Source organism: Tessaracoccus sp. MC1627 (assembly GCF_014164725.1).
GTDB lineage: Bacteria > Actinomycetota > Actinomycetes > Propionibacteriales > Propionibacteriaceae > Arachnia.
This window is the reverse complement of record NZ_JACJGA010000005.1, coordinates 202,054-227,181: the sequence shown is the minus strand read 5'-3', so window position 1 is coordinate 227,181 and position 25,128 is coordinate 202,054. Positions and strand designations below refer to the sequence as shown.

20 protein-coding genes and 1 pseudogene are annotated in these 25,128 nt (G+C 69.5%); 15 read left to right on the top strand and 6 right to left on the bottom strand.

What is annotated here, in order from left to right; genetic code table 11:
- Positions 1-151: 151 nt before the first annotated feature.
- The 4 genes from H5399_RS12140 (at position 152) to H5399_RS12125 (ending at position 5,388) form a co-directional block, all read left to right on the top strand.
- Positions 152-2,413: an alpha-galactosidase gene (locus H5399_RS12140; protein WP_182783304.1), complete on the top strand. Its 2,262-nt coding sequence runs from the start codon at positions 152-154 to the stop codon at positions 2,411-2,413.
- Between the two features lie 61 nt (positions 2,414-2,474).
- Complete coding sequence (locus H5399_RS12135) at positions 2,475-3,482, top strand: LacI family DNA-binding transcriptional regulator (protein ID WP_182783303.1); 1,008 nt, start codon at positions 2,475-2,477, stop codon at positions 3,480-3,482.
- Positions 3,483-3,610: 128 nt separating this feature from the next.
- On the top strand, positions 3,611-4,654 hold the full coding sequence (locus H5399_RS12130) for an NBR1-Ig-like domain-containing protein (RefSeq protein WP_182783302.1): 1,044 nt from the start codon (positions 3,611-3,613) through the stop codon (positions 4,652-4,654).
- 146 nt (positions 4,655-4,800) lie between these two features.
- Positions 4,801-5,388 (top strand): hypothetical protein, encoded by a 588-nt coding sequence (locus tag H5399_RS12125; protein ID WP_182783301.1) that lies wholly within the window; start codon positions 4,801-4,803, stop codon positions 5,386-5,388.
- Positions 5,389-5,701: 313 nt separating this feature from the next.
- Here H5399_RS12125 and H5399_RS12120 read toward each other — a convergent pair whose 3' ends face one another.
- A complete protein-coding gene (locus tag H5399_RS12120) occupies positions 5,702-8,476 on the bottom strand; it encodes a family 78 glycoside hydrolase catalytic domain (RefSeq protein ID WP_182783300.1) in 2,775 nt (924 codons plus the stop codon).
- A gap of 110 nt (positions 8,477-8,586) precedes the next feature.
- Positions 8,587-9,177 (bottom strand): TetR/AcrR family transcriptional regulator, encoded by a 591-nt coding sequence (locus H5399_RS12115; RefSeq protein WP_182783299.1) that lies wholly within the window; start codon positions 9,175-9,177, stop codon positions 8,587-8,589.
- 128 nt (positions 9,178-9,305) lie between these two features.
- Here H5399_RS12115 and H5399_RS12110 point away from each other — a divergent pair, with 128 nt between their 5' ends.
- The 6 genes from H5399_RS12110 to H5399_RS12085 are packed head-to-tail and all read left to right on the top strand — an operon-like array spanning position 9,306 to position 16,869.
- The gene (locus H5399_RS12110; protein WP_182783298.1) at positions 9,306-10,868 is read left to right on the top strand and encodes an ABC transporter substrate-binding protein; all 1,563 of its coding nucleotides are present in this window, start codon (positions 9,306-9,308) and stop codon (positions 10,866-10,868) included.
- Positions 10,869-10,895: 27 nt separating this feature from the next.
- Positions 10,896-11,837, top strand: coding sequence for an ABC transporter permease (locus tag H5399_RS12105; protein WP_182783297.1), 942 nt, complete (start codon positions 10,896-10,898; stop codon positions 11,835-11,837).
- Positions 11,834-13,636, top strand: coding sequence for a dipeptide/oligopeptide/nickel ABC transporter permease/ATP-binding protein (locus H5399_RS12100; protein WP_182783296.1), 1,803 nt, complete (start codon positions 11,834-11,836; stop codon positions 13,634-13,636). The genes H5399_RS12105 and H5399_RS12100 overlap by 4 nt, the downstream gene beginning before the upstream one ends.
- Positions 13,633-14,493 carry an ATP-binding cassette domain-containing protein gene (locus H5399_RS12095; RefSeq protein ID WP_182783295.1) on the top strand — a complete coding sequence of 287 codons (861 nt, stop codon included), beginning with the start codon at positions 13,633-13,635 and terminating at the stop codon, positions 14,491-14,493. The genes H5399_RS12100 and H5399_RS12095 overlap by 4 nt, the downstream gene beginning before the upstream one ends.
- A 43-nt stretch (positions 14,494-14,536) precedes the next feature.
- The gene (locus tag H5399_RS12090) at positions 14,537-15,628 is read left to right on the top strand and encodes a family 43 glycosylhydrolase (RefSeq protein WP_220490984.1); all 1,092 of its coding nucleotides are present in this window, start codon (positions 14,537-14,539) and stop codon (positions 15,626-15,628) included.
- Positions 15,625-16,869: a glycoside hydrolase family 1 protein gene (locus H5399_RS12085; protein WP_182783294.1), complete on the top strand. Its 1,245-nt coding sequence runs from the start codon at positions 15,625-15,627 to the stop codon at positions 16,867-16,869. The genes H5399_RS12090 and H5399_RS12085 overlap by 4 nt, the downstream gene beginning before the upstream one ends.
- 447 nt (positions 16,870-17,316) lie before the next feature.
- Here H5399_RS12085 and H5399_RS12080 read toward each other — a convergent pair.
- A pseudogene (locus H5399_RS12080) lies at positions 17,317-17,676 on the bottom strand (VOC family protein); the annotation flags it as partial.
- A 92-nt stretch (positions 17,677-17,768) separates the two neighbouring features.
- On the opposite strand from H5399_RS12080, the gene H5399_RS12075 reads away from it, so the two are divergent.
- Positions 17,769-18,965 carry a cytochrome P450 gene (locus tag H5399_RS12075; RefSeq protein WP_182783293.1) on the top strand — a complete coding sequence of 399 codons (1,197 nt, stop codon included), beginning with the start codon at positions 17,769-17,771 and terminating at the stop codon, positions 18,963-18,965.
- Between the two features lie 10 nt (positions 18,966-18,975).
- Here the strand turns inward: H5399_RS12075 and H5399_RS12070 are convergent, their stop codons facing one another.
- A complete protein-coding gene (locus tag H5399_RS12070; RefSeq protein WP_182783292.1) occupies positions 18,976-19,446 on the bottom strand; it encodes a DoxX family membrane protein in 471 nt (156 codons plus the stop codon).
- A 33-nt stretch (positions 19,447-19,479) separates the two neighbouring features.
- Between H5399_RS12070 and H5399_RS12065 the strand changes: the two genes are divergently transcribed.
- The 4 genes from H5399_RS12065 (at position 19,480) to H5399_RS12050 (ending at position 22,189) form a co-directional block, all read left to right on the top strand.
- Positions 19,480-19,956, top strand: a complete 477-nt coding sequence (locus H5399_RS12065; protein WP_182783291.1) for a glutathione peroxidase — start codon at positions 19,480-19,482, stop codon at positions 19,954-19,956.
- Positions 19,953-20,825, top strand: a complete 873-nt coding sequence (locus H5399_RS12060; protein ID WP_182783290.1) for a DUF1295 domain-containing protein — start codon at positions 19,953-19,955, stop codon at positions 20,823-20,825. Before H5399_RS12065 ends, H5399_RS12060 begins: the two co-directional genes overlap by 4 nt.
- 52 nt (positions 20,826-20,877) lie before the next feature.
- A complete protein-coding gene (locus H5399_RS12055) occupies positions 20,878-21,675 on the top strand; it encodes a hypothetical protein (RefSeq protein ID WP_182783289.1) in 798 nt (265 codons plus the stop codon).
- 136 nt (positions 21,676-21,811) lie between these two features.
- Positions 21,812-22,189 carry a VOC family protein gene (locus H5399_RS12050; RefSeq protein ID WP_182783288.1) on the top strand — a complete coding sequence of 126 codons (378 nt, stop codon included), beginning with the start codon at positions 21,812-21,814 and terminating at the stop codon, positions 22,187-22,189.
- 103 nt (positions 22,190-22,292) lie between these two features.
- On the opposite strand, the gene H5399_RS12045 is transcribed toward H5399_RS12050, so the two are convergent.
- Positions 22,293-23,732 (bottom strand): HNH endonuclease signature motif containing protein, encoded by a 1,440-nt coding sequence (locus tag H5399_RS12045; protein WP_182783287.1) that lies wholly within the window; start codon positions 23,730-23,732, stop codon positions 22,293-22,295.
- A 707-nt stretch (positions 23,733-24,439) separates the two neighbouring features.
- The gene (locus H5399_RS18115) at positions 24,440-25,078 is read right to left on the bottom strand and encodes a WS/DGAT domain-containing protein (protein WP_370585767.1); all 639 of its coding nucleotides are present in this window, start codon (positions 25,076-25,078) and stop codon (positions 24,440-24,442) included.
- Positions 25,079-25,128 lie beyond the last annotated feature (50 nt).

Below are 25,128 nucleotides of genomic sequence, written 5' to 3'. Positions count from 1 at the left end.
GAATCGTTATCTCCCAAAATTGACGCTTGCGTTCGTCTACAGGGTGGTGCAACCATGTTATCTACATGCGTAGATGATCGACGGACAATGCAGTTCAAGCCACGCCGGTCACTCCCCACAGAACCCGCTCAGATCCAGGAGGATCCCCACCATGAGCCACCGCGTCCACGCGTTCGTCACCCTGTCCGCAGAGGGGGTCGGCGTCGTCGTCGACCTCACCGACGGCAGGCTCCCCGCGCTCCTGCACTGGGGCCCGGAGCTCGGCAGCCTCACCCTCGACGACGCGACCGCGCTGGCGCTCACCGCCGTCATGCCGGTGGCGCCCAGCATGGTCGACGACCCCACCCGCCTCTCGATCCTCCCCGAGCACTGGGCCGGCTGGATGGGTCGCCCCGGGCTCAGCGGGTCACGGGCCGACGGCGCCGCGTGGTCGCCGAGGTTCGTCACCCACACTCTCCTCATCGACGGCGTGGAGACCGATGCCGCGGCCGAACAGGCCACCCTCGTGGAGCTCGGGCACGGCAGCATGACCGTTCTCGCCGCCGACGACGTGGCCGGCCTCGAGCTGGCCCTCACCCTCGAGCTCACCCCCGGCGGCGTGCTGCGCAGCCAGGCTCGGCTCACCAACACCGGCGACGACGACTACCGCGTCGACGACCTGATCCTCGCCTACCCCGTCCCCACCGTCGCCTCGGAGCTGCAGGACCAGGCCGGCCGCTGGGCCAAGGAGCGGGTGCCGCAGCGCCGCGCCTTCACCGTCGGCGCACACGTCCGCGAGGGCCGCAAGGGCCGCACCGGAGCCGACGCCGCGACCGTCCTCCACGCCGGCGTCCCCGGTTTCGGCTTCGCCGAGGGCGAGGTATGGGGCGTGCACGTGGGCTGGTCCGGCAACCACACCCACATCGCCGAGCGCGGCTTCACCGGCGAGCAGTTCATCGGCGGCGGCGAGCTCCTGCTCCCCGGCGAGGTCACCCTCGCCCCCGGCGCTGCGTACGACTCCCCCTGGCTGTACGGCTCCTACGGCGTCGGCCTCGACGAGGTGGCGCGCCGCTTCCACCGCTACCTGCGGTCGCGGCCGCAGCACCCGTCGTCGACGCGCCCGGTCACCATCAACGTGTGGGAGGCGGTCTACTTCGACCACTCCCTCCAGCCGCTCCTCGAGCTCGCGGAGAAGGCGGCCGCCGTCGGCGTGGAGCGCTACGTGCTCGACGACGGCTGGTTCGGCGGCCGCCGCGACGACCACGCCGGCCTCGGCGACTGGGTGGTCTCCACCGACATGTGGCCCGACGGGCTTCACCCGTTGGTCAACCGCGTCAAGGAGCTCGGCATGCAGTTCGGGCTCTGGTTCGAGCCTGAGATGGTCAACGAGGACTCCGACGTGGCCCGCGCACACCCCGAGTGGATCATGGCCACAGGCTCACGGATGCCGGTGGAGACCCGCTTCCAGCAGGTGATCAACCTCGGCATCCCCGAGTGCTACGCCTACATCCGCGACCAGATGCTCGCGATCCTTGCCGAGTACGACATCAGCTACATCAAGTGGGACCACAACCGCGACCTCATCGACGCCGGGACCCACCCCCTCGGCCAGGCGGGCGTGCACGCCCAGACGCAGGCCGTCTACCGGCTGATCGACGAGCTGAAGGCCGCCCACCCCGGCCTGGAGATCGAGTCCTGCTCCTCCGGCGGCGCCCGCGTGGACCTCGGCATCCTGCAGCGCACGGACCGCGTGTGGGTCTCGGACTGCATCGACCCGCTGGAGCGCCAGCAGATGATGCGCTGGACCCAGCAGCTGTTGCCGCCAGAAATGCTGGGCTCGCACATCGCCTCAGGCACCTCGCACACCACCGGCCGTACGCACGAGCTCAACTTCCGGGCCGCCACCGCGATCTTCGGGCATCTGGGGATCGAGTGGGACCTGCGCCAGGCGTCGGAGTCCGAGCTGGAGGAGCTCACCGAATGGGTGGCCTTCCACAAGGAGCACCGCTCGCTGCTGCACGGCGGCGACCTGGTGCGGCTGGACTTCCCCGACGAGTCGCTGACCGCCACGGGAGTCGTCGCTCCTGACCGGTCCCGGGCCATCTACTCCTACGCGGCGGTCTCCACCCACGTCACCAGCCTCCGGGGGCGGCTGCGGATGCCGGGGCTGGATCCGAAGCGCCGCTACCGGGTGTCGCCGGCGCTGGTGGGCCGGGTTCCGTCGGGGCTGCGCCCGCCGTCGTGGTGGGGCGTGAAGCGCGACATGACCACGGAGACCGTGGACCTCACCCACGGCCGCCCGCCGAAGTTGGTGCCCGTGGCCGACGAGGCCGGCGTGGTGCTGCCTGGCAGCGTGCTGTCCTCGGCCGGGTTGATGGAGGCCTCCGTCCATCCGGATCACGCGCTCATCTACCTGGTGGAGGCCGTCGACTGACCCGTTTCCCGGCGGGGCCGGCGGCCAATACCCTGTGATCACACCGATCCGAAGGAGTGCGATGTCCAGCGAAGCGGCTCGCGTCACGCGTGGCGCCACCCGCGACGACGTCGCACGCCTCGCGGGGGTGAGCTCAGCGGTGGTGAGCTACGTGGTCAACAACGGTCCGCGTCCGGTGGCCCCCGCCACCCGGGCGCGGGTCCTTGACGCCATCGACAAGCTCGGATACCGCCCCAACGCGGCCGCGCGCTCGTTGATCATGGGTCGCTCAGACCTGGTGGGGCTGATCGTCCCCGACGTCCGGAACCCCTACTTCGCGGCGCTGGCGCAGGCCGTCGAGGTGGAGGCGCGAGCCAGGGGGGTCAACCTGGTGCTGGCGCAGGGGGCGACGGGGCACCTGGGAGCCCTGATCGAGTCGCTCAGCGGCCACCTCGTGGCCGGGATCATCACGGCCGCTGTTCCGGAACAGGCCGCCCTCGAGGTGATCCTGCGCAACAAGATCACCATGGTTCGGCTTTCCCTCGTGCCACCGGACATCGACGACACCTCGGTGCTTCCGGACTTCTACGCCGGCGCCCGCGATGCGGTGCGCCACCTCGTCGAGGTGCACGGTCATCGTCGGATCGCGCTGGTCGCGGGCTCGGACACGCCCACGGACCACCGCGTGGTGGACGACCGCGAGCGGGCCTGGCGCGACGTGCTGGGCGCCGCAGGGCTGCGCGCCGACGCGCTGATGCGCGTCAACTGGTCGCTCGCCGCCGGACGCGAGGCGGCGGCCCGGATGGTCGAAGAGTTCCCTGACTGCACGGCGGTGTTCACGATGTCGGACCAGCAGGCCATCGGGCTCATCTCGGGCCTCACGGCCGCGGGGCGCTCCATCCCGGGCGACGTGGCCATCGCATCGTTCGACGGATCACCGGAGGCGGAGTTCACCATCCCGCCGTTGACCACGGCCAGCGTCCCGATGGCGGACATGGCCAAGGCCGCGGTGGACGGGCTCCTGGACCCGAGGCGCAAAGGCGTAGTCCTGCAGCCAGAGTTGATTCTGCGTCAGTCCTGCGGCTGCTGACACGCAGGTCATCCGACGCCGAGCCGTGGGCGGTTCCAGCGATCCATCTCGTGAGGTCCCGCGTCCGTCTTCGGAGGTCGGTCCCCCGGGATAGGCTGACCCGACAATCGACCACCGGGGGTGCTCTGATGACACGAGGATGGATTGCCGCTCTGACGCTGTGCGCAGTGGCCACCGGGTGCAGCGCCTCCATCACGCTGGGAGCCTCGACGGCCCAGCCCCAACCGTCGCGAGCCGTTGACTCCACGCCCACCGTTGCTGCGAGTTCCGTTGCCGCGACACCTGACGAGCCAGACTGCACGCCGGACGCGGCCTTGGCCGGACACCTGAGCGCGCCGGACGGCACCCAGCTGCCGGTCGACACCACCTTCGACAAAAGCTGGCGGCTGGTCAACACCGGCTGTGGCAACTGGCCGGAGGGTACGGAACTCATCCACCTCGACGGAGACCTCAGCCCCGCCGGTCCAACTCCTACAGTTCGCCCGATCGTGCCCGGAGGGACTGCCGACATCACCGTGAGCGTGACGACGCCGGGCGAGCCCGGGGACCACCGGGGGGCGTGGCAGCTGCGAGCGCCGGACGGGAGACAGTTCGGGACGATCCTCACCTCTGAGATCGTGACCGTGGCGGACTCAACAGGGACGGGCACGGTACTTGTCCCACTCCAGCCCATACCTGTGTTCCCGAGCATCCTCGTACCGGAGGGCTTCCCGTCGGCTGGCGCAACCCCCACAGCCGACGCCTCAGGGCCTTCGCCTTCCGCCGATGCCGACGAGGTGCGGCGAGCCGTGTCGCTACGCGTGGACCTCAATGTCATCGACCGCAACATCGTCGCCTCCGACAAGACGAAGAAGCTCATCTTCATCGAGCCCGACATCGTGCTCACCTCCCTGCGTCCCACCGACACGTACACCCACGAGCTCTGCGCGGGAGGCGAGACGTCGGTGCGGGTGGTCACGGAGCTGTCCCTCGTCGATCACGTGGTCCACTCCAGGTCTGCCGCGACACTCTCCGTGGGGTCGAGCTGCGTCACCGGCACCCCACGGGACACGCGGGTGTACAACCTTGTCGCGGGCGATGGGCAGACCGTCGCGACCTCGGGGTGGGGCTCGGTGTCGGGCGGCGCCTACGACATCGCCCTCTCGTTGACCAACGAGCCGTGGCAGCGCTGATCAGTGGAGATGCCGGCCGATAGTTGCGCGGCACGACTTTTGGCCCGCCGTCATCTGTGCCCCGGCGCACCGTTCGACAGACACCGGTGGACGTACGAGCGCAACGCCCTACGCTGGATGGACGTCACCGAACCGGAGGTCTGGACATGTCCATCCGCTCGCAGTCCCGTCTGCTCGCCCTCACCGCCGCACTTGCGCTCGGCGTCACCGCCTGCGGAGGGGCCGACGATGCGCCCGCCGCCAGCGACATCGCGTCGGAGGTAGGCGCCGCGGCCTCGTCTGCGGCCGCCGATCCGGGCAGCGTATCGGTCGATGAGCTGGAGGAGAACGCCTCTGAGATGGCGGAGGACTTCTCCGACATGGCCGACAACCTCGAGGGGCAACAGACCGGCGGCTCCGCCTCCCTCACCATCGGCGATGAGACCTGGGACTTCGACGGCGTCCTGTGCGCGTTCGGCCCGGACGAAATCGGCCAGGAGGGAGCCGAGTTCGTGCTGTCCGCGATCGCCGACGGCGTCCAGTTCTACCTGTCCATCGACGAGTTCGGGCACTCCGCCAGCATCCACGACGTCGAGAACTTCGAGGATCCGACCGTCAGCTGGGACTCCGACACGAACGCGGACGAGTTCATTAACCTCAGCGGCAAGGAGGCCAGCGGAGAGGTGGGGTTCGTTGACTATGAGACCGACCTCATGGAAGCGGTCCCGGGAAGCTTTGAGGCGACCTGCCCGTGAGCCGTCTTCCATTGGCTGAGGTGCGGGGCGCCGGCCTGCCCCGTTGGCTGAGGAGCCGCGCAGCGGCCTCGAAGCCTCGAAAACGTAGGCCGACAAGGTCACCTTTCTGAGGCTTCGAGGCTCCTCGCTTCGCTCGTCGCGCCTCAGCCAGCGGGTGTGGCCTGCCCCGTTGGCTGAGGAGCCGCGCAGCGGCCTCGAAGCCTCAGAAACCTGAGCCGCCGGGCTGCGCGGTGGCGAGACAGGGTGCTCGCGGAGTGTGGCCTCAGCGTCGGTCTACCATCCCTGAATCCACACTCTGCGGAGGGGTGGCAGGTCAGAGGGCCGACAACCGCTCGTCGAGCCGGGCCCGGACGTGCGGAGGCACCCCGAACAGCACGTCGCTGAGCCGACTGCCCTCCGTCCACGAGGTCCGCGCGAAGAAGCCGTTCGCATACCCCGGCGCGAAGGAGGTCAGCTCCTCGCGGATCGCCGCGACCGCCGCCGGCCGGTCCACCAGATCCGCCAACGTCGAGCGCACCGACAGCAACCCCGCCGCCTCGCGGAACCGTGGGTACTGCGACTCGAAACGGTGCGCACCCGAGCCCACCTCGACGGGGTCGAGCCCAGGAAGCCGTACCTCCGCGGTCGCGTTCGCGGGCACCACGACGTCGACCACAAGGCTTTCCCCCGCACGCCGCCAGTGCACCGACGCGGAACCGTACGGCGTGTCGTGCTCCGCGCGGGCCCACTCGATCCCTGGCACCGGCGTCGGCTGCACCAGCAACACCGAACCGCCCGGCGCAAGCGGCGACAACCCCACCAGCGAGCGGTGCAGCCAATCCGCCACCGAGCCGAACGCGTAGTGGTTGAACGACGTCATCTCGCCGGGGTTGATGGAGCCGTCGGGCAGCATCGAGTCCCAGCGCTCCCAGATGGTGGTGGCGCCCATCGTGACCGGGTACAGCCAGGACGGGCACTGGGTCTGCAGCAGCAACCTGCCAGCGGCCTCGGCGTGGCCGGTGCCCGTGAGCGCCCCCAGGATGAGCGGCGTGCCGACGAATCCGGTCGCGATCGTGTACCCGGCGGCCCGGACCCGCTCGGCGAGCCGGTCCCCCAGCGCCTGCCTCAGCGTCGGCTCGGTCACCAGGTCGAACCCGATGGCCAGTGCGTAGGCGGTGGGGGCGTCGGACATCATCCGCCCGGCGGGCGTCACGTACGCGGCACGGAAGGCAGCGGCGACGGCGTCGGCGCGTTCGGCGTAGTGGGCGGCGTCGGCGTCCCGCCCGAGCACAGCCGCCGCGTCGGCGACCACCCGGCAGGAGCGCGCCACGTAGGCGGAGGCGACGATATCCCGCGACACCTTCGATTCCCCCGGCGCATCCGGGGGCGACGTCGGGTCCAGCCAGTCGCCGAACTGCATTGACCCCTCCCAGAGGAGGTCGTCGCCGGCCTGCTCGAGCAGCCGGTCGGCCCAGGTGCGCATCGAGTCGAACTGGTCGGCGAGTACCTGCGGGTCTCCGTAGCGCTCCCACAGCGCCCAGGGCACGAGGGTCGCCGCGTCGCCCCAGGCCGCCGTCGGCTTGACCTCGTCGGCGAGCGCGTCCGGGACGACGAACGGCACAAGGCCGCCGTGGGCTGCCTGCTCGACGGCGAGGTCGCGGAGCCAGTCGGCGAGGAATCCGCTGCAGTCGAACAGGGTGGTGGCGGTGGGCGAGAACACCTGAAGGTCGCCCGTCCAGCCCAGCCGCTCGTCACGCTGCGGGCAGTCCGTGGGCACGGAGAGGAAGTTGCCGCGCATGCCCCAGACCACGTTCTCGTGGAGGCGGTTGACCAGGGGTTCTGAGCACTGGAAGGTCGCGGTGGGGCGTAAGTCGCTGTGCAGCACGCGGGCGGTGACGGCGGACGGGTCCACCCCGCCGGGCCAGCCGGAGATCTCCGCGTAGCGGAAGCCGTGGAAGGTGAAGCGCGGCTCCAGGACGACCGGGCCCCCCGGAAGCGTGAAACTGTCGGTCTGCACTGCGTCACGCAACGGGCGGACGCCGAGTTCGCCGTCCTCAAGCACCTCCGCGTGGCGGAGTTTCAGCGTGGTGCCCGCGGGCAGGTCGACCGTCAGCCGCAGCCGGCCGACGAGGTTCTGCCCGAAGTCCAGCACGGTGGCCCCCGACGGCGTGGTGAGCACCTCGCGCACGGGCAGTTCCTCGGTGCAGCGGACCGGCGGGGCGAGTTTCGGTTCGGGGACCAGGCCGACGGCTTCGACGCGCACCGGCGCCCAACCGTCGGCACCGGAGCCGGGGAGGTTCCAGCCAGCGAGTGCGCGGCGAAGATCCACCGTCTCGCCCCGGTAGATGCCTGAGTCGACGATCTCCAGGTCTCCGCGCGCCAGCCACTCCGGTCCGGTGGCGATCACGCGCTCCGAGCCGTCAGCGAAGCGCAGGTGGAGTTGCGCCGCGAAGCTCGGCTGCTCGCCGTACACACGGCGCGGACGGCCGAAGAACCCGTAGGCCTCGGTGCGCCACGCCCCCGCCACCGCGGCCGCGACCGTGTTGGCGCCGGCGCGGAGCGAGGCCGTGACCTCGTGGGTGTCGAAGACCAGCCGCTTGTCGTAGGGGGTCCATCCTGGCGGGAGCACGTGGTCGCTGACGGGCTCGCCGTTCAGCGTGGTCTCGTGCGCGCCGAGAGCGGTGACGTAGAGGAAGGCGGCGACGGGCGCCTCGGCCAGGGTGAACTCGTGGCGGAGCCACACCGGCTGTGCGACGCGCTCCGGCTCGGCGAGCGCAACGAACTCCGCCACCCACTCGCCGTCGGCGAGGAGGCCCGCGGTGATCATCAGCTCGTCGCTCCACAGAGTCACGGACCCGTCGACCCCACCGCTGCGGACCTGAAGGGCTCGCACCTCGCGCGGGGAGAGCGGCTCGAAGGGCCACGCAACCGCGTGCGTACCAGATCCCTCGACACGCATCACAGCGCCGTCGGCCCTAAGCTCGGCCCAGGACTGCGACCATCCAGGCTCACCGCTCTCGACCGTCCAACTCAGCGCCGGGGTGGGCGTGGTGGATGTGGGGCCGGCATGCCGGGTGAGGGCGACGCGCGCGATTCTGGGCTGGGTCATGGTCTGCCTCTCACAGAGTGGACGGGCGTCTGCGCACCGTCGTCGATCACGCTACGACAAACCTTGAAATTATTCCAGTCATAAGATTTTGGAGTGGACTTCCGACAGGTTCAGAGCTCGACGGTCAGGAACCCCTGCATATGACGGCGCATGTCCTCGGCCATGTCGATGCCGGGGAGATCGTTGAGCCACAGCAGCTGCAACCCCTCGACCATCGACACACAGCTGATTGCGGCAGCGCGCGGGTCCACGCCCTCGCGCAGCTTGCCGAGCTCACGCAGGTCCTCGAAGGCCTGCATGGTCTCCTTCACGATGAGCTCGAAGCGCTCCTTGAATCGGGTGTGCGCAGGGTGGTCCGGGCTGGTCGCTTCGCCGGCAATCACGGTGTAGAACCTGATCAACTCGCGTTTGTCGTTGTTCCGGCGGGAGATTTCCACCAACCCGCGGAGGAACTCGATGTCGCGGCGGCCACCCAGGATGTCCTGTGCGGTCTGGTCGCGGCGCTCGAACACCGCCAGGAGCATGGCGAGCTTTGACTCGTAGTGATGCAGCAGCCCGGGCTGACTCATGCCCACCTCGCGCGCGATCTCGCTCACCGACGCGTTGGTGAAGCCCACCCGCGAGAACACGCGGAAGGCGGCGTCGAGCACCTCCTCGCGTCGCTGCGCGCTCTTGCGGTACTCACCCCGGACACTCGCCATGCCTGGACCCTAGCACCCGCCTCGCTAAAACCTTGACGCCTATAGATTTTCGATCTACAGTCGTCGCACGGCGCCGACGAAGGCGCCCACACCTTCACCGACGAAGACCCAACGAAGGGAAACCATCGATGTCCCGCATCATCAAGGCCCTGGCGCTGGGGGCAACCGCCTCCCTCGCGCTCACCGCCTGCTCCTCGGGTTCCAGCGATCCGAGCACCTCCACCGGCAGCACGGACGGCTCCTCATCCTCGGCCACGGCGGTGGAGCGCGGAGGCGAATTGCGCATCGGCGCCGTCGTCGACATCGGCACGTGGAAGGCGGCTGACGCCGACTGGGGCAACACCGCCACCTACTACATGGCGGTCTACGACACGCTCCTGCGCACCGCCGCCGACAACACCATCGAACCCGGCCTGGCCACTGAGTGGTCGTACAACGAGGACAACACCGAACTGACGCTCGAGCTCCGCGACGACGTCACGTTCACCGACGGAAGCGAGCTGACGGCCGAGCTCGCCGCGCAGAACCTGCTCCGGTTCCGCGACGGCGCCTCCCCCAACACCGCCAACCTGGCCTCGGTCCAGGACGCGACGGCGGCCGACGAGGACACCCTGGTCCTCACCCTGTCCAAGCAGGACCCGGCCCTGCTCACCTACCTCAGCCAGAACGCCGGCCTCGTCGCGGCCGCGTCCAGCTTCGACGCCGCCGACGCCCAGACCACCCCCGTGGGCTCGGGCCCGTACATCCTCGACGGCGCGGCCACCACCATCGGCTCCAGCTACAAGCTCACCGCGAACCCCGACTACTGGGACCCCGAGATCCAGCACTACGACTCGATCCTCATCAACTACTACTCGGACGCGTCCGCCCTGCTCAACGCGCTGCGCGACCAGCAGGTCGACATCGCCAACCTCAACACCCCCAGCCAGATCCCCGACGCCGAGGCCGCGGGCTACACGATCAACTCCATTCCGGTGAACTGGAAGGGCCTCATCATCGCCGACCGCACCGGCCAGGTGAACGAGGCGCTCGGCGACGTGCGTGTCCGTCAGGCCATCAACTACGCACTCGACCGTGAAGGCCTGCTGCAGGGCCTCGAGAGCGGGTACGGCGAGCCCACCACCCAGATCTTCGGCAAGGGGACAGAGGCCTACCTCCCCGAGCTCGAGGATGCCTACCCGTACGACCCGGAGAAGGCCAAGGCGCTGCTCGCCGAGGCGGGATACCCCGACGGTGTGACCATCGTGAGCCCGCAGACCGGCTTCGTCCCCCCGTCCGAGCCCGAACTCATCGCAGGTGTGCTCGCCGAGTCCGGCATCAACATCGAGTACGAACAGGCCGGCGAGAGCTTCATCGGCGACCTCCTGGGCGGGAAGTGGGCCATGTTCGGCTTCGGCCTGAACCAGGAACCCATCGCCTGGATGACCTACCTGCAGTCCATCGACCCGGGCTCCGCGTGGAATGTCTACCACCAGGGCGACGACACCATCGCAGCCCTCGCCGAGCGGCTCCGCGCCGGGGGCGAGGACGCCGACGCGGCGGCCAAGGAAATGAACGAGTACATCGTCGAGCAGGCCTGGTTCGCCCCGTTCTACCGTGTGCTGGGCTTCAACGTCACCGCCGAGGGCACCTCCGTGACCATGAAGGAAGGCCAGGCCGTTCCCAACCTCTGGGACATCGTCCCGGCCTGATCAACCACGATCCCTGGAGGGCACATCATGCTCAAGTTCATCGCCAAACGTCTGCTGACCGGCCTCGGGCTCGTCGCAACGCTCAGCGTGCTCACCTTCTTCCTGCTGCAGATCGGCAACTCCGACACCGCACGGCGCATCGCCGGGCAGACGGCTACCGACGAGGCCGTCGCACAGGTGGAGGCACGGCTCGGTATGGACCGGCCCGTGTGGGAGCAGTTCATGAACTGGGCGGGTGGCGCCCTCCAGGGGGACCTCGGCAGGTCCTGGTTCAACGGTCAGCCCGTGACGGAGGCGGTCCTGTCGAGGATCTCGGTTACGGTCTCGCTGGCGGTCGGGTCCGTCCTCTTGACCGCCCTGATCGGCATAGTCCTGGGCGCGCTCGCCGCCACCAGGCGCGGCTGGCTGGACCGGACTGTCCAGGTCCTGGCGGTCCTCGGTCAGGCCATCCCGGGCTTCCTCATGGCACTGTTCCTCGTCATCGTCTTCGCGATCAACCTGGGTTGGTTCCCGGCCACCGGGTACACACGTTTCGCGACGTCACCAACGCAATGGCTGCTCTCGCTCACGCTGCCGATCCTCGCTCTGACGATCGGCTCGATCGGCGGCGTGGCCCAACAGGTGCGGGGCTCGATGATCGACGTGCTGGGCCGCGACTACGTCCGCACCCTCCGCAGCCGGGGGCTTCCCGCCCGTCGGATCGTGTACCGCCACGTGCTGCGCAATGCCGCCGGACCCGCGCTCAGCATCCTCGGGCTGATGTTCGTCATCCTCCTGGGGGGAGCCGTGATCATCGAGCAACTGTTCTCGATCCCTGGTCTCGGCCCTCTCGCGCTCAGCAGCACCTCCAAGGGTGACCTGCCCATCGTTCTGGGAATCGTCATCGTGACCGGCATCATCGTCACCCTCGTGAACACCCTCGTCGACATCGCCCAGGCGTGGGTCAACCCCAAGGTTCGGCTGTCATGACAACCACCACCACTCCCCTGGACACCGGCATCGACGTTGACACCCGCGGGGTCCGTCGTCACCTGCTGCGTCGGCTGCTCGTCCACCCGCTGGGCAGCCCGGCCCTGATCTTCCTGCTGTTGATCGCGGTCATCGCGGTGCTCGGCCCGTTCATCGCGCCCAACGACCCGTCGACGACGTCGCTGCGGCACATCTTCGCCCCCGTTGGCGGCGAGTACCTGCTGGGCGGCGACAGCGCCGGCCGCGACGTGTTCTCGCGCCTGCTCGTCGCCACGACGTTCAGCATTGCGGGCGGCCTCCTGGTGGCCGCCGTCGCCTCCACCATCGGGGTCACGGCCGGCCTGATCGCCGGCTACTTCGGCGGATGGGTCGATTCGGTCGGTTCCTGGTTCACCGCCCTGACGATGTCCCTCCCCTCGATCATCGTCCTCATCGCCGCGAGAGCGGTGCTCGGCCCATCGATGTGGCTGACGATGGCCATCTTCGGCGCGTTCGTCTCCCCCGTCTATTACCGGGTGGTCTACAACTCGGTGAGGGCGGTCCGCAACGAGCTGTACGTCGACGCCGCGCGAACGTCCGGACTGTCCACTACCCGCATCATCGGGCGTCACATCCTGCTGGCCGTCCGCGCCCCCGTCATCCTGCTGACCTCGGGGATCATCGCCGCCGGCATCGGCATGCAGGCGGGATTCGACTTCCTGGGCCTCGGCGACCCCACCACCCCCACCTGGGGCCAGGTCCTCAACGAGGGCTTCTACAACATCAACAGATCCGCGCTTCTGGTGCTCTGGCCGTCGCTGGTCCTGGGATTGACCCTGGTGGCACTGACTCTCCTCGGGACCGCCATCAGGGACGAGCTGGAAGGCACCGGGGAACCGCGTCGCCGCCGAGCCGCGGCCTGGCAGGCCACGGAGCCGGCTCCCGAGCCGCTGGTCCACCGGGAGGACGCCGGCGACACGTTGTTGGAGGTCGACGGTCTCGCGATCGCCTACGAAGGTGAGCACGCCTGGACGACAGTGGTGCACGACGCACGCCTGAGCGTGGCTCGCGGCACCACCCATGGGTTGGTCGGCGAGTCCGGGTCCGGGAAGACGCAGACCGCGTTCGCGGTGCTGGGCCTGTTGCCCGCAGGCGGCCGTATCGTCGCGGGCTCCGTCACATTCGACGGTCAGGAGCTTGTGGGCATGTCGTACGACCAGCTGAACAGGCTGCGCGGCCACCGCATCGCCTACGTCCCCCAGGAGCCGATGACGAACCTGGACCCGTCGTTCACCGTCGGATCGCAACTCACCGATCCCCTGGTCATCGTCCTCGGCATGTCGCGCACAGACGCGAAGGAACGTGCACTGTCTCTCCTGGAGAAGGTGGGCATCCCCGACCCGCAGCGCACCTACGACTCCTACCCCCATCAGCTCTCGGGCGGCATGGCGCAGCGTGTGCTGATCGCCGGCGCGGTGGCGTCCCACCCGGATCTCCTCATCGCCGACGAGCCCACCACCGCGCTGGACGTCACCGTCCAGGCCGAGGTGCTGGACCTGCTGCGGGACCTGCAGGAGGAGCTCGGCATGGCGATCCTGCTGGTGACCCACAACTTCGGCGTCGTGGCCGACATCTGCGATCACGTCTCGGTCATGCGCCAGGGCGTCATCGTGGAGACCGGGCCCACAGTCGACGTGTTCCGCAACCCGCAGCACCCCTACACCCAGTCCTTGTTCGACGCCATCCCCGCCGGCGCGCCCCGGGCACCACTGCCCGGCGTCACCAGCTCCGGGGATCTCGGCACCGGGAGCACACGATGAACCAGCCCCTCCTCACCGTCGATGACCTGGTCGTCGAGTATCCCGGCCGAGGGTTCCGCTCCACGCCCTTCCGTGCCGTCCGGGGTGTGACCTTCGACATCCGTCCCGGCGAGACCGTGGGCCTGGTGGGCGAGTCCGGCTCCGGCAAGACCACCATCGGGCGGGCCATCCTGGGCCTGGCCCCCGTCTCCGGCGGAACGATCGGCTTCCGTGGCGAGGACATCAGCCACCCCACCACGGTTCGCCGCCGTGAACTCACCCGCGACATCCAGGTGGTCTACCAGGACCCCTACTCGTCGCTCAACCCGTCGCTGACCATCGGCGACTCGCTCACCGAGCCGATGATCGTGCGCAAGACGCCGAAGAAGGAGGCCGAGCGGCGTGTGCGCGAGCTGCTGGACCTCGTCCAGCTCCCGGCCGACGCCGCCCAGCGAATGCCGCGCGAGTTCTCCGGCGGCCAGCGGCAGCGGGTGGCGATCGCCCGGGCGCTGGCCCTGGATCCCACGCTCATCGTCTGTGACGAGCCCGTCTCGGCCCTCGACCTGTCGACCCAGGCCCGCGTGCTGGAACTGTTCCTGGAGATCCAGGAGCGCACAGGTGTCGCGTATCTGTTTATCTCCCACGACCTGGCTGTCGTGCGGGAGATGTCGCACCGGGTGGCCGTGCTGTTGCGCGGTGAGCTCGTCGAGTGGGGCGACGGCGCCACCGTCACCTCTGCCCCCGAGCACCCCTACACGCAGCGGCTGCTGCTGGCCTCCCCCGTCCCGGACCCGCTCCAGCAGGCCCAGCGCCGGGCTGACCGGCAGCGACTCAAGGCCATCCATGCCGAGCAGGACCTGCAGGCCGGCGCCCTCTGAGCCGTTCGGCTCCTCACTCTTCACCAGAAAGGCACCCCACCCCATGACGATGCAGCGTGCAATCACGCCGGGCGAGGAATGGCTCGACACCGAGGGCAAGCCCATCCAGGCCCACGGCGGCTCAGTCATGGCCGTCGGGGACGTCTACTACTGGTACGGGGAGAACAAGGAGCGCACCGACCCTGCGACCGGCATCTGGCACTGGGGCATGCGCTGCTACCGGTCGACCGACCTGGTCAACTGGGAGGATCTGGGACTCATCATCCCGCCGGACGTGGACGACACCGCCTCGCAGCTCCACCCCACCCAGATGGCGGACCGGCCACACATCCTCTACAACGAGGCGTCGGGGCTGTTCGTCTGCTGGATCAAGGTGATGCAGGCTGACGGCGGCCAGCTCTCCACCGTCCTCACCGCGTCCGAGATCACCGGGCCTTACACGCTGGCGCGGATGGGGTTCAAGCCGCTGGGTATGGACGCAGGGGACTTCGACCTCGTCGTCGACCCTGACAGCAAGCGGGGCTACTACATCTTCGAGAAGGTCCACACCGAGCTCATCGTCGCCGACCTCACAGACGACTACACGGATGTGACCGGACACTTCACGAGCCACTTCCACCGGGGGCATCCGCCCTTCGTGCGGGAGGCCCCGGCGCACTTCACCCGCGACGGGCGGCACTACCTCATCACCTCAGGCACCACCGGGTACGCCCCGAACCGGTCGGAGGTGGCGGTGGCCGACGACCTCCACGGGCCGTGGACCGTGCTGGGCGATCCGCACCCCGACGACGCCACTGGCCGGTCCTTCAGGACTCAGGTCAGCTCGGTGTTCAAGCATCCCCACAAGGATCTGTGGATCGCCGTGGCCGACCGATGGCTCCCTGACTTCGACGGGGATGCGGACGTTATTCACCGCCTCTTCGACGTTCTGTTCGATCCGGCATCCACCGACGAGGACAAGACGGCGGCGCTGGCCGCCGCCCCACCCCCGCCCGTGGAGAACACAGCGCAGGCGCGATATGTGTGGCTCCCGATCGAGTGGCGGGGCGAGGTGCCGACCATCAGCTGGCACGACTCCTGGAACCCGGGCACACACCTCTCACACTCTTCCCAAGAAAGGCACTCTCAACCATGAGCCAGATCAGCATGCCCACAACCTTCCTGTGGGGCGCGGCCACCGCCGGCCACCAGGTCGACGGCGGCGACGTCGACTCCGACACCACCTTCCTGGAGAACGTCACGCCGACGGTGTTCGTCGCCCCGGCCGGCGTTGCCTGCGGCGCCTGGGGGCGGTGGGAGACCGACCTGGACCTCGCCGCTGACATGGGCCTGAACGCCTTCCGCTTCTCCATCGAATGGTCGCGGATCGAGCCCCGCCAGGGCGAGATCGACGAGGCGGCCGTCGGGCACTACTCCGACCTGCTCGACGGCTGCCTGGCGCGTGGGCTCGCTCCCCTGGTGACGCTCAGCCACTTCACCCTGCCCCATTGGTTCGCGGCGCGCGGGGGCTGGTTCGCGCCGGGCTCGGCGGAGCTGTTCGCGGGATACTGCCGGCTGGTGACCGAGCGCCTCGGCGACAGGTTCGCGCTCGTGGTCACGCTCAACGAGCCCAACCTCCAGCACATCCTGGCCGACCTGCTGCCGGCGGAAATCTGGGAGCTGAGCGCCGCGACCCTCGACGCCGCGTCCGTGGCCGCAGGCGTGCCGCGGTACCGGGCGGGCAACGTCGCAAAGCTGGAGGAGATCGACGGCTTGGAGGACGGGTTCGAGGCGGCGCATGTCGCGGCAAGGGCCGCGATCAAGGCGGTGCGGCCGAATGTCCCGGTAGGCCTGTCCATCGCCGTGGCGGACGACGTGGCCCTGCCGGGCGGCGAGGCGCACCGCGACCGTGTGCGGGCCGCCTGCTACGGGCGCTGGCTCGAGCTGGCGAAGAGCGACGACTTCGTCGGGGTGCAGAACTACGAGCAGGCGCTCTACGACGCCTCCGGGCGGGTGGCTCATGGGCCCGAGGTGGAGCTGAACGGGATGGGATCACCGATCTCCCCCGGGTCGCTCGAGGGCGCGGTCCGCTACGTGGCCGCCGCGACGGGGGTCCCGGTGCTGGTCACCGAGCACGGCCTCTCCAGCGAGGACGACGCCCAGCGGTGCGCGTTCATTCCGGAGGCCCTGGCCGGTCTCGACCGCGCGATCGCCGACGGCGTGCCCGTGCTCGGCTACTGCCACTGGACGTTCCTGGACAACTTCGAGTGGGTCTCGGCCTACGGCCCGAAGTTCGGGCTCCACGCCGTGGACCGCGACACGTTGGAGCGCACGCCGAAGGAGTCGTCGAGGGTCTTCGCGGCCGAAATTGCGGCCCGCTCGGCGGTCTCCGTCTGAAGGCCTCCCAGAGTGGGGGATCGTGGACGGTAGACCGTCCACGATCCCCCACCGCAACTGGCCCCTCCGGGTGCCCCCTGACCTGAAACAGCTTCCTCCTCTGCCGAGGAGCCGCGCAGCGCCCCGCAAGCATCCCCGCTGGCTGAGGAGCCGCGCAGCGCCTCGCAAACATCCCCGCTGGCTGAGGAGCCGCGCAGCGCCTCGCAAACATCCCCGCTGGCTGAGGAGCCGCGCAGCGGCCTCGAAGCCTAAGGAACGCGACCTTGTCAGCCCACGTTTCCCAGGCTTCGAGGCGCGTCGCTGACGCGCCTCGCACCTCCGCCAGCGGGAAGGCTCGCTCAGCCAGCTGGAACTGGTGGACTGACCCGGTCCTTGGTCAGGGCCCACTTGCTCAGCCTCCATCAACTCGACCCCCAGCGGCCCCGGGTTGTAGGCGACCTCCCAGCGGACCCCGTCCGGGTCGGCGAAGTACCCGCTGTATCCGCCCCAGTCCCGGTACTGCCCGAGCGAGACCGCCGACGCTCCGGCCGCCTCGGCCTCGGCGAGCACCCGGTCCACCTCCTCGCGGCTCGGCACGTTGTGCGCCAGCGTGAACGGCACGAGCCCGTCGCCGCGGCTGATGGGGCCCACTTCTGCCTCGAACTGGTCCTCATCCCACAGCGACAGCACGAGCGTCGGCGACAGTCGCACCATCACGATGCCGTCGGCTTCGAAGGCGGGAGCCCACCCCAGTCCGTCGATGTAGAAGCGTCGGGCGGCCGCGACGTCGGTCACGGCGAGGGTGATGAAGTTCACACGGGCATCCATGCCCCGACGCTAGACCAGATTCGGTCGCTCCCTGGGTGGGTAGACCAACCCAAATAGCGACCGATTCTTCGGCAGCCCCCTAGCCTGGAGACATGAGCGCCGAGGCCGCCTGTCGCCGCATCTCCGTCAAACCCGGGGAGGCCGACTCCCCACGCGTCGAGCACGCCGACGGGGTGTGGCGGATCCGCTCCACCGAGGCCGTCCGGCAGATCCTCCGCGAGCGCGACGCCACCGCCCAGGCCGGGTTCAACTCCGAAGCCATCCCCGACGGCACCATGGCCAACGAGCCCATCCTGTTCATGGACGGCGCGCCCCACCGCCTCCAGCGCAGCAAGATCGCGCGCTACTTCGCGCCGAAGACGGTGGCGGCGAGGTACCGCGAGCTGATGGAGTCGCGGGCAGACGCCCTCGTCGCTGAGATGGTCGCCGCGGGTGAGGCACAACTCGACGACGTGTCGCTGCGGTACTCGACGGAGGTCGCGGCCAAGGTGATCGGCCTCACCAACTCGAACCTCACCCGCATGGCCCACCGCCTGGAGCGCCTGTTCGACCAGCCGTCCTTCGACCCGGCCTCGACGGTGCCGGAGGGGCGCCTCGCCAGTACGGTGCGCCAGCTCCGCGGGAGCATCCCGATGCTGTGGTTCTACCTCTGGGACGTGCGCCCCGCCATCCGCGAACGCCGCAAGGCGCCGCAGGAGGACGTGATCAGCCACCTCCTCAAGGAGGGCTACGCCGTCCCCGCCATCCTCATCGAGTGCGTCACATACGGTGCCGCCGGCATGGCCACCACCCGCGAGTTCATCTCCATGGCCGCCCTCCACCTGCTGCGCGACGACGCCCTCCGCGCCCGCTACGTCGTCGCCGGCGAGGCAGAGAGGTACGCCATCCTGCACGAGATCCTGCGGCTCGAGCCCATCGTCGGGCATCTGTACCGGCGCGCGCAGCACGAGTTCACGTTCACCGACGGGGACCAGACTCACACTGTGGCCGCGGGCGACCTGCTGGACCTGTTCGTCCGTCAGGCCAACGCCGATCCCGCCACCGTCGGCGAGGCGCCCCTCGACCTCTGCCCAGCCCGGCCGCTCCCCCGCGGCATCGGCCCGGAGGTGATGAGCTTCGGCGACGGCGCCCACAAGTGCCCGGGCAACGCCCTGGCCATCCAGGAGTCCGACATCCTGCTCACCCGGTTGTTCGCGCACCCGGTGCGGTTGGTTCGGGAGCCGCACCTCGGCTGGGATGACATCATCTCCGGCTACGCGCTGCGCGACGTGACGGTCGCCGTCGGCTGACCCGTCCGCCTCAGGGCTGCTCGGGCAACGACCGCGGGCTGCGGCTCCGCCACGCCCTCCAGGCGCCGGTGGACCACAGGGCCCAGACCACCAGCAGCGGCTGGAAGAACAGGCGCACCAGGCGGGCGTTGTCGCTGGTGAGGCCGAACGCGTCGGTGCCCGTCACGTACTGCGAGATATTGCCCGGGAAGATCGCGACGAAGAACGCAGCCGTCGTCCATCCCACCGCGGGCCGGAGGCGCCGTGGCGCCATGATCAGCGCGGCCCCGAGGCCCACCTCGACGACACCGGAGGCGACCACCACGAAGTCCGGGTCCATCGGGAGCCACGGCGGCACCTGGGCCTGAAACTCCTCCCGCAGGGTGGTGAGGTGACCGATCCCCGCACCGACCAGGGCGCCGCCGAGCAGGAGCCGGCCTGCGTTCCGAAGGAGGCCGGAACCGTGGCCGTTGGAGGGAACGGCTGCGCGCTTGGCTGTCATTTCTCGAGTATCCCGCACAACTAGAGTTGGCCCGTGACTACCCTCTACGAATTCTCCGCGTCGACTCTCTCGGGCCGGAAGCAGCCCCTGTCCGAATACCGGGGCAAACTCCTCCTCGTGGTGAACACAGCCTCCAAGTGCGGCTTCACCCCTCAGTTCGCCGGGTTGGAGACGCTCTACTCGACCCACTCCGCGGATGGGCTGGAGGTGCTGGGCTTCCCCTGCGACCAGTTCGCTGATCAGGAGTTCGACGACGACGCCCAGATCGCCGAGTTCTGCTCACTCAACTACGGAGTGACCTTCCCGATGTTCGGCAAGGTCGACGTCAACGGTGACGACGCGCACCCGCTCTTCGCATGGCTCCGCACGGAGGCCCCCGGCCCGCTCGGCGATGCCATCGAGTGGAACTTCACGAAGTTCCTGGTCGACCGAGAGGGTCGCGTCGTGCGTCGCTACGCCCCCAAGGTCGAGCCGTCATCCATCCAGGCCGACATCGCCGCCCTGCTGTGAGCCACTCCCCTGACCGGCAATCGCTCATCGCGCTGCCCCTCGTGGTCCTGATCGGGGCGCTCGTGGCGCTGGCGGGCAGCCAGGGCGGGGCCACCGTCGCTGGAATCCCTGTCTTCGCCATGGCGGTCGCGGCCGCGTTCGTGATCCAGTGGGTGGTGTTCATTCCGTCGTTCGCGGCGCAGACCGAGCGCTTCTTCGACCTGACCGGCAGCCTGACCTACATCTCGATCACCGTGGCGATCGTGCTCCTCACACCCGGGGTCGACGCCCGGGCCCTGCTGCTCGCCGCCCTGGTGCTCGTCTGGGCCGCGCGGCTCGGCACCTTCCTGTTTCGACGCGTCCACCGGGCCGGCAAGGACGACCGCTTCGACGAACTCAAGCCCTCGCTGATCCGGTTCCTCAACGTGTGGACGCTCCAGGGCCTGTGGGTGACGCTCACCGCAGCCGCCGCCTGGGTGTCCATCACCTCGGCCACGCGGGTTGGGCTGGACTGGTTCGCCCTCGTCGGTTTCGTCGTCTGGGCCGTCGGCTTCGGGATCGAGATCGTGGCGGATCAGCAGAAAGGCCGATTCAACGCCGACCCCGCCCGCAAGGGCGGATTCATCTCCACCGGCCTGTGGGCGCGGTCGCGGCACCCGAACTACTTCGGCGAGATCGTGCTCTGGACGGGTGTCGCGATCATCGCTCTGCCCACGCTCCAGGGCTGGCAGTGGGTGGCCCTGATCTCACCCCTCTTCGTGGCACTTCTACTCACCAAGGTGAGCGGCATCCCGCTGCTGGAGCGAAAGGCCGACGCCAAGTGGGGCGGACAACCCGACTACGAGGCGTACAAGGCGGGCACCCCCGTCCTCCTCCCCAAGCTCCGGTGAGCCCCACCACCCCGTGAACGGCGGCCACTACGGGCTGGAGTACTGTGCGCCCGTGATCACTGAGCGCCCGCCCCTCCCCGTCCTCGCCTGGTCAGTGCTGATTTCAGTCCTCGTCACCGTCGCCAGCGTCTCCGGACTACTCCTCCCGTGGGTGTATGCCCAGGAGACGGCCAACTGGGCACTCCAGGCCCAAGGTCAGGACTTCGGCAACCTGCTGGCCGTCGTGGCTCTGATCGCCTCGGCGGTCCGGTTCCGCGCGGGTTCGTTCCGCGCCGGGCTGGTCTGGCTCGGCACGCTGCTGTACCTCATCTACGCCTACATCGTCTACGCGATGGCGGTGCACCTGAACGCGTTGTTCCTCGTCTACGTGGCGGTTCTCGGCCTCAGCGCCTACGCCGTGGCGTTCAACGCGCCGGGCCTCCTCGCCCGCGACACGAGCTTCGCCGACGGTGGACGGCGCACGCTGGCCGCCTGGACCATGATCGGCACCGGCGCGCTCTTCGCCCTGCTGTGGCTCAGCGAGCTGGTGCCCGCACTGCTCACCGGCCAGGTGCCGGCGAGCCTCGCCGAGGCGGGCCTGTGGGTGAACCCCATCCACGTGATCGACCTCGCCGTGGTTCTGCCCGGCTTCATTCTCGCGGGCGTGGCAGCGCTGCAGGGCCGCAGGCACGGCCTGTTCTGGCTGGCCCCCTGGCTCGCGTTCTCCGTGCTGATGGGCGCCAGCATCGTCGCCGCGATGCTGCTGATCGCCGCGGCCGGATACCCCGGCACCCTGCCGCCCACCGTGATGGTGTCCGTCGTGGTGGTGGCCAGCGCGGTCGCGCTCTGGCGCTACCTGCGCGCCATCTGACGCAAAGTTGCACGGCGGACCGAATGTTCGCCTCTGACAGGCACGGATGAGCGCCATGCCTATCGGCGGCCCTGGTGCGCGTGCCAGACTCGGGCGATGACGCCGTCGGACGGGCGGCCCACATAGGAGGACAGGCATGCCGCACGGAGACATCACCCACATCGACATCCCGGTGACGGACCTCGACCAGGCTCAGCGCTTCTACAGCGAGCTGTTCGGCTGGCAGATCGCAGAGCTGCCCGGCTTTGAGGGCTATCCCATGTGGCAGGCCCCGAACAAGATCAGCGGCGGAGGCCTGGCGCCACGCGGTGAGGGTTTCACGCAACCGCGCTCCTACGTCGAGGTGGACTCGATCGACGAGGCCCTCGCCAAAGCCGAGGAGAACGGCGGCCGCGTGCTCATGGCCAAGGCGCCGATCAGCGAGACCAGCTGGTGGGCGATCTTCGAGGATCCCTTCGGCAACCACGTCGGGCTGTACGAGGGGACGACCGACACCCAGGCCCCGGAAGCCTAGGGGTCACCTCCGTTGGTCCACCAGCCCCAGGAGGTCGGGTGGGGCTGGCCGTTCGACGGCGGGCTGAGACGGAGTGCTCACGCACACGTGACCGCGGGCATGGTCACGCTTCTGAGTTTCCCCAGATTGCGGCGCTGCGGCGGATAAGTTCTTCGAGGTCAGGCATCGGGTGCTCTGGCCCTACCGGCGAGTCCGGATCAGGCGGGTCGAGGTCGGGTGGGCGTGGTGGTCCCCCGACGCCGGGTGTGAGTTGTTGGAGCCGGTGCCGTTGATGCTGCCTCGGCCTGCGCGCGGGGTCGATGTGGCGCGGTGGGGTGAACCACGGTGTCCCGGTGGCCGGATCCAGGTGCACCCGCCATTGGGATCCCTTCGATTGGAGGGGATCCGGTTCGACCAGGCGGTGGTGGAACGGACACAGCAGGATCCCGTTGGCTAGGCACGTTACGCCGCCGGCCCACCACGGAACGATGTGGTGCGCCTCACACGCCGCGGGGGTGGCGGTGCAGCCGGGGAACACGCAGCCCTGGTCCCGCTCGGTCAGCGCGGCCCGGATCGCGGGGGTGAACAGGCGATGCGTACGCCCCACGTCGAGTGGCCTCGATGGGGTGCCCAGCACCATCGGGATCAGGCGCGCGTCACAGGCCAGGCGGCGAGCATCCCCCGCCGAGAAACCATCGACCCCGCCCGCGCCGAGCAGGCAGACCTCACCCAAGCCTGATGTCAGAGTGTCGAAGTCGAGGGTGATGTGGACCTGCGGCCGGTCCACCCCATGCGAGGGCAGCGTCCCGTTGCCCGCGGCATGCTGGGTCAGCGCCACGAGGGCATCCGCGAGGCGGGCATCCCTTCCGGGGGTCTCGCCGGTGTGCTTGTACGTCGACGCCGCAGGCATCAACGCATCCAGCTGCGCCGACAACAACGCCGCATCCGCCACAGGAAGCTGCCCGGTGATCCTCATCGACCCGTGATAGTCCGGTGCGAGGCGCAGGAACCGGTCCCGATGCGCCGTCGTCTCTTCCCGCGCCAGGCGCTTGGCCTCATCCGCGTCCGACCGGTCCGGATCGATCACCTCGACCAGCCGCGATGCCAGTATCCTCAACTCTCCGGGGTCGAGAGTGTCGGCGTGGGCCAGGATCAGTTCCTGGCATTCGACCAACTCGGCGCGGGTCAGCCGCGAGGGGAGCTTCTTGAGCCCGGCCACGATCGCCTCCGCCTGCGCCAAAGACACCGTCCCGTCGTTGAGGGCGGCGCCGATCAGAGGGAACCGATCCCCCAGATCATCGGCAAGCTTCAGAGCAGCCGTCGCCTGCGCCGGGGTGGTGCGCACCGACAGGCGCACCCCCTCAACCACCGCGTCCGCGGCAGACAGCTTGGCTTCGTGCAGCAGATGCAGCCGCAGCCCGGCCAGCTGGGCCTCCGCCTCAGCCAACAATTCAACAAGCCGGCCAAGCCGTTGCATCGCCGACTCGTCCATACCGAGCGATCCTGCGGCGCCCCACAGGGCGGCGAGGTATCGCTGCCCCAGGTCCCCTACCGTCTCGCTCATGTGAACAATTCTGACACCCGCCACCGACAGAAGAGGGCCCAGAAAGCCGCCCCGACAGAAGAAAGTTCGGGCAGATTTCGACCTCTTTCGCGAGCTGGCCACGGGCGATCGAGGCGGCGGCTTCAGAGGAGTGAAAGTACTTGTCAACCCGAGTTGAGACCGTCCGGGCAGGATCCATTGTTCTCCGATGGAATCATCTCGGTCAGGTCCTGCTCGACGGTCGGGTTGGCTTCGACACGGGCTGCGCCGCTGCGCGGCTCGGCCCGGCTCACCAGCGGGATGGGGCGGGTCGGCCACGACGGAGGCTGCGCCCTCCGCGGGCACACAAGTCCGGTCACGGAGGTTCCCGCGCCTGACAGGTAAGGGTGGGGGACGGCAGGGCGGCGCCGCGTCGCGGTGCCCAACCCGACGATCACCCCACCGGCATCCCGCCCAAGCAGACCCAACCCCCACGCCGCCCTGCCGGCCGGCACCCGGAACAAGACAACGCCACAGGAGAACGAGTGCGGGGGGGGGGGGGGGGGGGGGGGGGGGGGCCCCCCCCCCCCCCCCCCCCCCCCCCCCCCCCCCCCCCCCCCCCCCCCCCCCCCCCCCCCCCCCCCCCCCCCCCCCCCCCCCCCCCCCCCCGCACCCGACCACAAGATCCGCGTGAAGGTGGTAGTCACAACCCTTCGAGACAGGCCACGCCGCTCCGCGGGCGGCCCGGCTCAGCCGGCGGGGTCGGGCGGCGTTACTGGCGCCGCGATGCGGGTGAGTTCGTCCCCCAGCGCGCGGGCAGCAACCGGCGCTCGGACGGCCTCGACGTCGGCATGGACGGCCACTCCGAGCCGGCCTGCGTATGACATCGCCGCCACCCCGAACCTGACGTTGCCCTGGATGACGGCCACGGGCCACATCCGCTCCAGCGGAGCGCCGGCCACCGTCAGCGGCTGGTCGGGTCCGCGGACGTTGGTGACGAAGAGTGCGATGAACCGCTGCCGCCGGGCCAGCCAGGCGAACAGTCGGGATCCCCACCTGGTGCGCGTCAGCTCGAACGTGCCCTGGGCGCGGGCTTCCGCCTTCGCGGCACGGGTGAGTGCCGCGATCCGGGTCAGCCGCGGCACCGAATCCGGCACGCCCATGGCGAGCGGCACCAGCATCACCCCCGCCGCGTTGCCCGACGTGCCGCGTCCCGGCAACGCCACCGGGACGCTCGCGGGCAGCACCGGCGGCACCGGATGACCGTCGGCGCGCAGCGCCGCCTCGGCCGCGACGGCGACCGCCGCGAGCAGCGCGTCGTTGACGGTGGCGCCGACTGCCTTGGCCGCGCGGGAGAGCGGTCCGAGCTTGACGTCGGCGAAGGCCACGCCGCGCTGAGGCCCTATCGGTCCCAGGAGCACGGTCGGCGGGACCGTGG

What these genes read in the sequence shown, in the direction of transcription:
- H5399_RS12100 (WP_182783296.1), top strand. Translation starts at nt 11,834, where the DNA reads ATGACAACCACCACCACTCCCCTGGACACCGGCATCGACGTTGACACC.
- H5399_RS12130 (WP_182783302.1), top strand. Translation starts at nt 3,611, where the DNA reads ATGACACGAGGATGGATTGCCGCTCTGACGCTGTGCGCAGTGGCCACC.
- H5399_RS12140 (WP_182783304.1), top strand. Translation starts at nt 152, where the DNA reads ATGAGCCACCGCGTCCACGCGTTCGTCACCCTGTCCGCAGAGGGGGTC.
- H5399_RS12135 (WP_182783303.1), top strand. Translation starts at nt 2,475, where the DNA reads ATGTCCAGCGAAGCGGCTCGCGTCACGCGTGGCGCCACCCGCGACGAC.
- H5399_RS12050 (WP_182783288.1), top strand. Translation starts at nt 21,812, where the DNA reads ATGCCGCACGGAGACATCACCCACATCGACATCCCGGTGACGGACCTC.
- H5399_RS12070 (WP_182783292.1), bottom strand. Translation starts at nt 19,446, where the DNA reads ATGACAGCCAAGCGCGCAGCCGTTCCCTCCAACGGCCACGGTTCCGGC.
- H5399_RS12045 (WP_182783287.1), bottom strand. Translation starts at nt 23,732, where the DNA reads ATGAGCGAGACGGTAGGGGACCTGGGGCAGCGATACCTCGCCGCCCTG.
- H5399_RS12075 (WP_182783293.1), top strand. Translation starts at nt 17,769, where the DNA reads ATGAGCGCCGAGGCCGCCTGTCGCCGCATCTCCGTCAAACCCGGGGAG.
- H5399_RS12105 (WP_182783297.1), top strand. Translation starts at nt 10,896, where the DNA reads ATGCTCAAGTTCATCGCCAAACGTCTGCTGACCGGCCTCGGGCTCGTC.
- H5399_RS12110 (WP_182783298.1), top strand. Translation starts at nt 9,306, where the DNA reads ATGTCCCGCATCATCAAGGCCCTGGCGCTGGGGGCAACCGCCTCCCTC.
- H5399_RS12095 (WP_182783295.1), top strand. Translation starts at nt 13,633, where the DNA reads ATGAACCAGCCCCTCCTCACCGTCGATGACCTGGTCGTCGAGTATCCC.
- H5399_RS12085 (WP_182783294.1), top strand. Translation starts at nt 15,625, where the DNA reads ATGAGCCAGATCAGCATGCCCACAACCTTCCTGTGGGGCGCGGCCACC.
- H5399_RS12125 (WP_182783301.1), top strand. Translation starts at nt 4,801, where the DNA reads ATGTCCATCCGCTCGCAGTCCCGTCTGCTCGCCCTCACCGCCGCACTT.
- H5399_RS12120 (WP_182783300.1), bottom strand. Translation starts at nt 8,476, where the DNA reads ATGACCCAGCCCAGAATCGCGCGCGTCGCCCTCACCCGGCATGCCGGC.
- H5399_RS12090 (WP_220490984.1), top strand. Translation starts at nt 14,537, where the DNA reads ATGACGATGCAGCGTGCAATCACGCCGGGCGAGGAATGGCTCGACACC.
- H5399_RS12115 (WP_182783299.1), bottom strand. Translation starts at nt 9,177, where the DNA reads ATGGCGAGTGTCCGGGGTGAGTACCGCAAGAGCGCGCAGCGACGCGAG.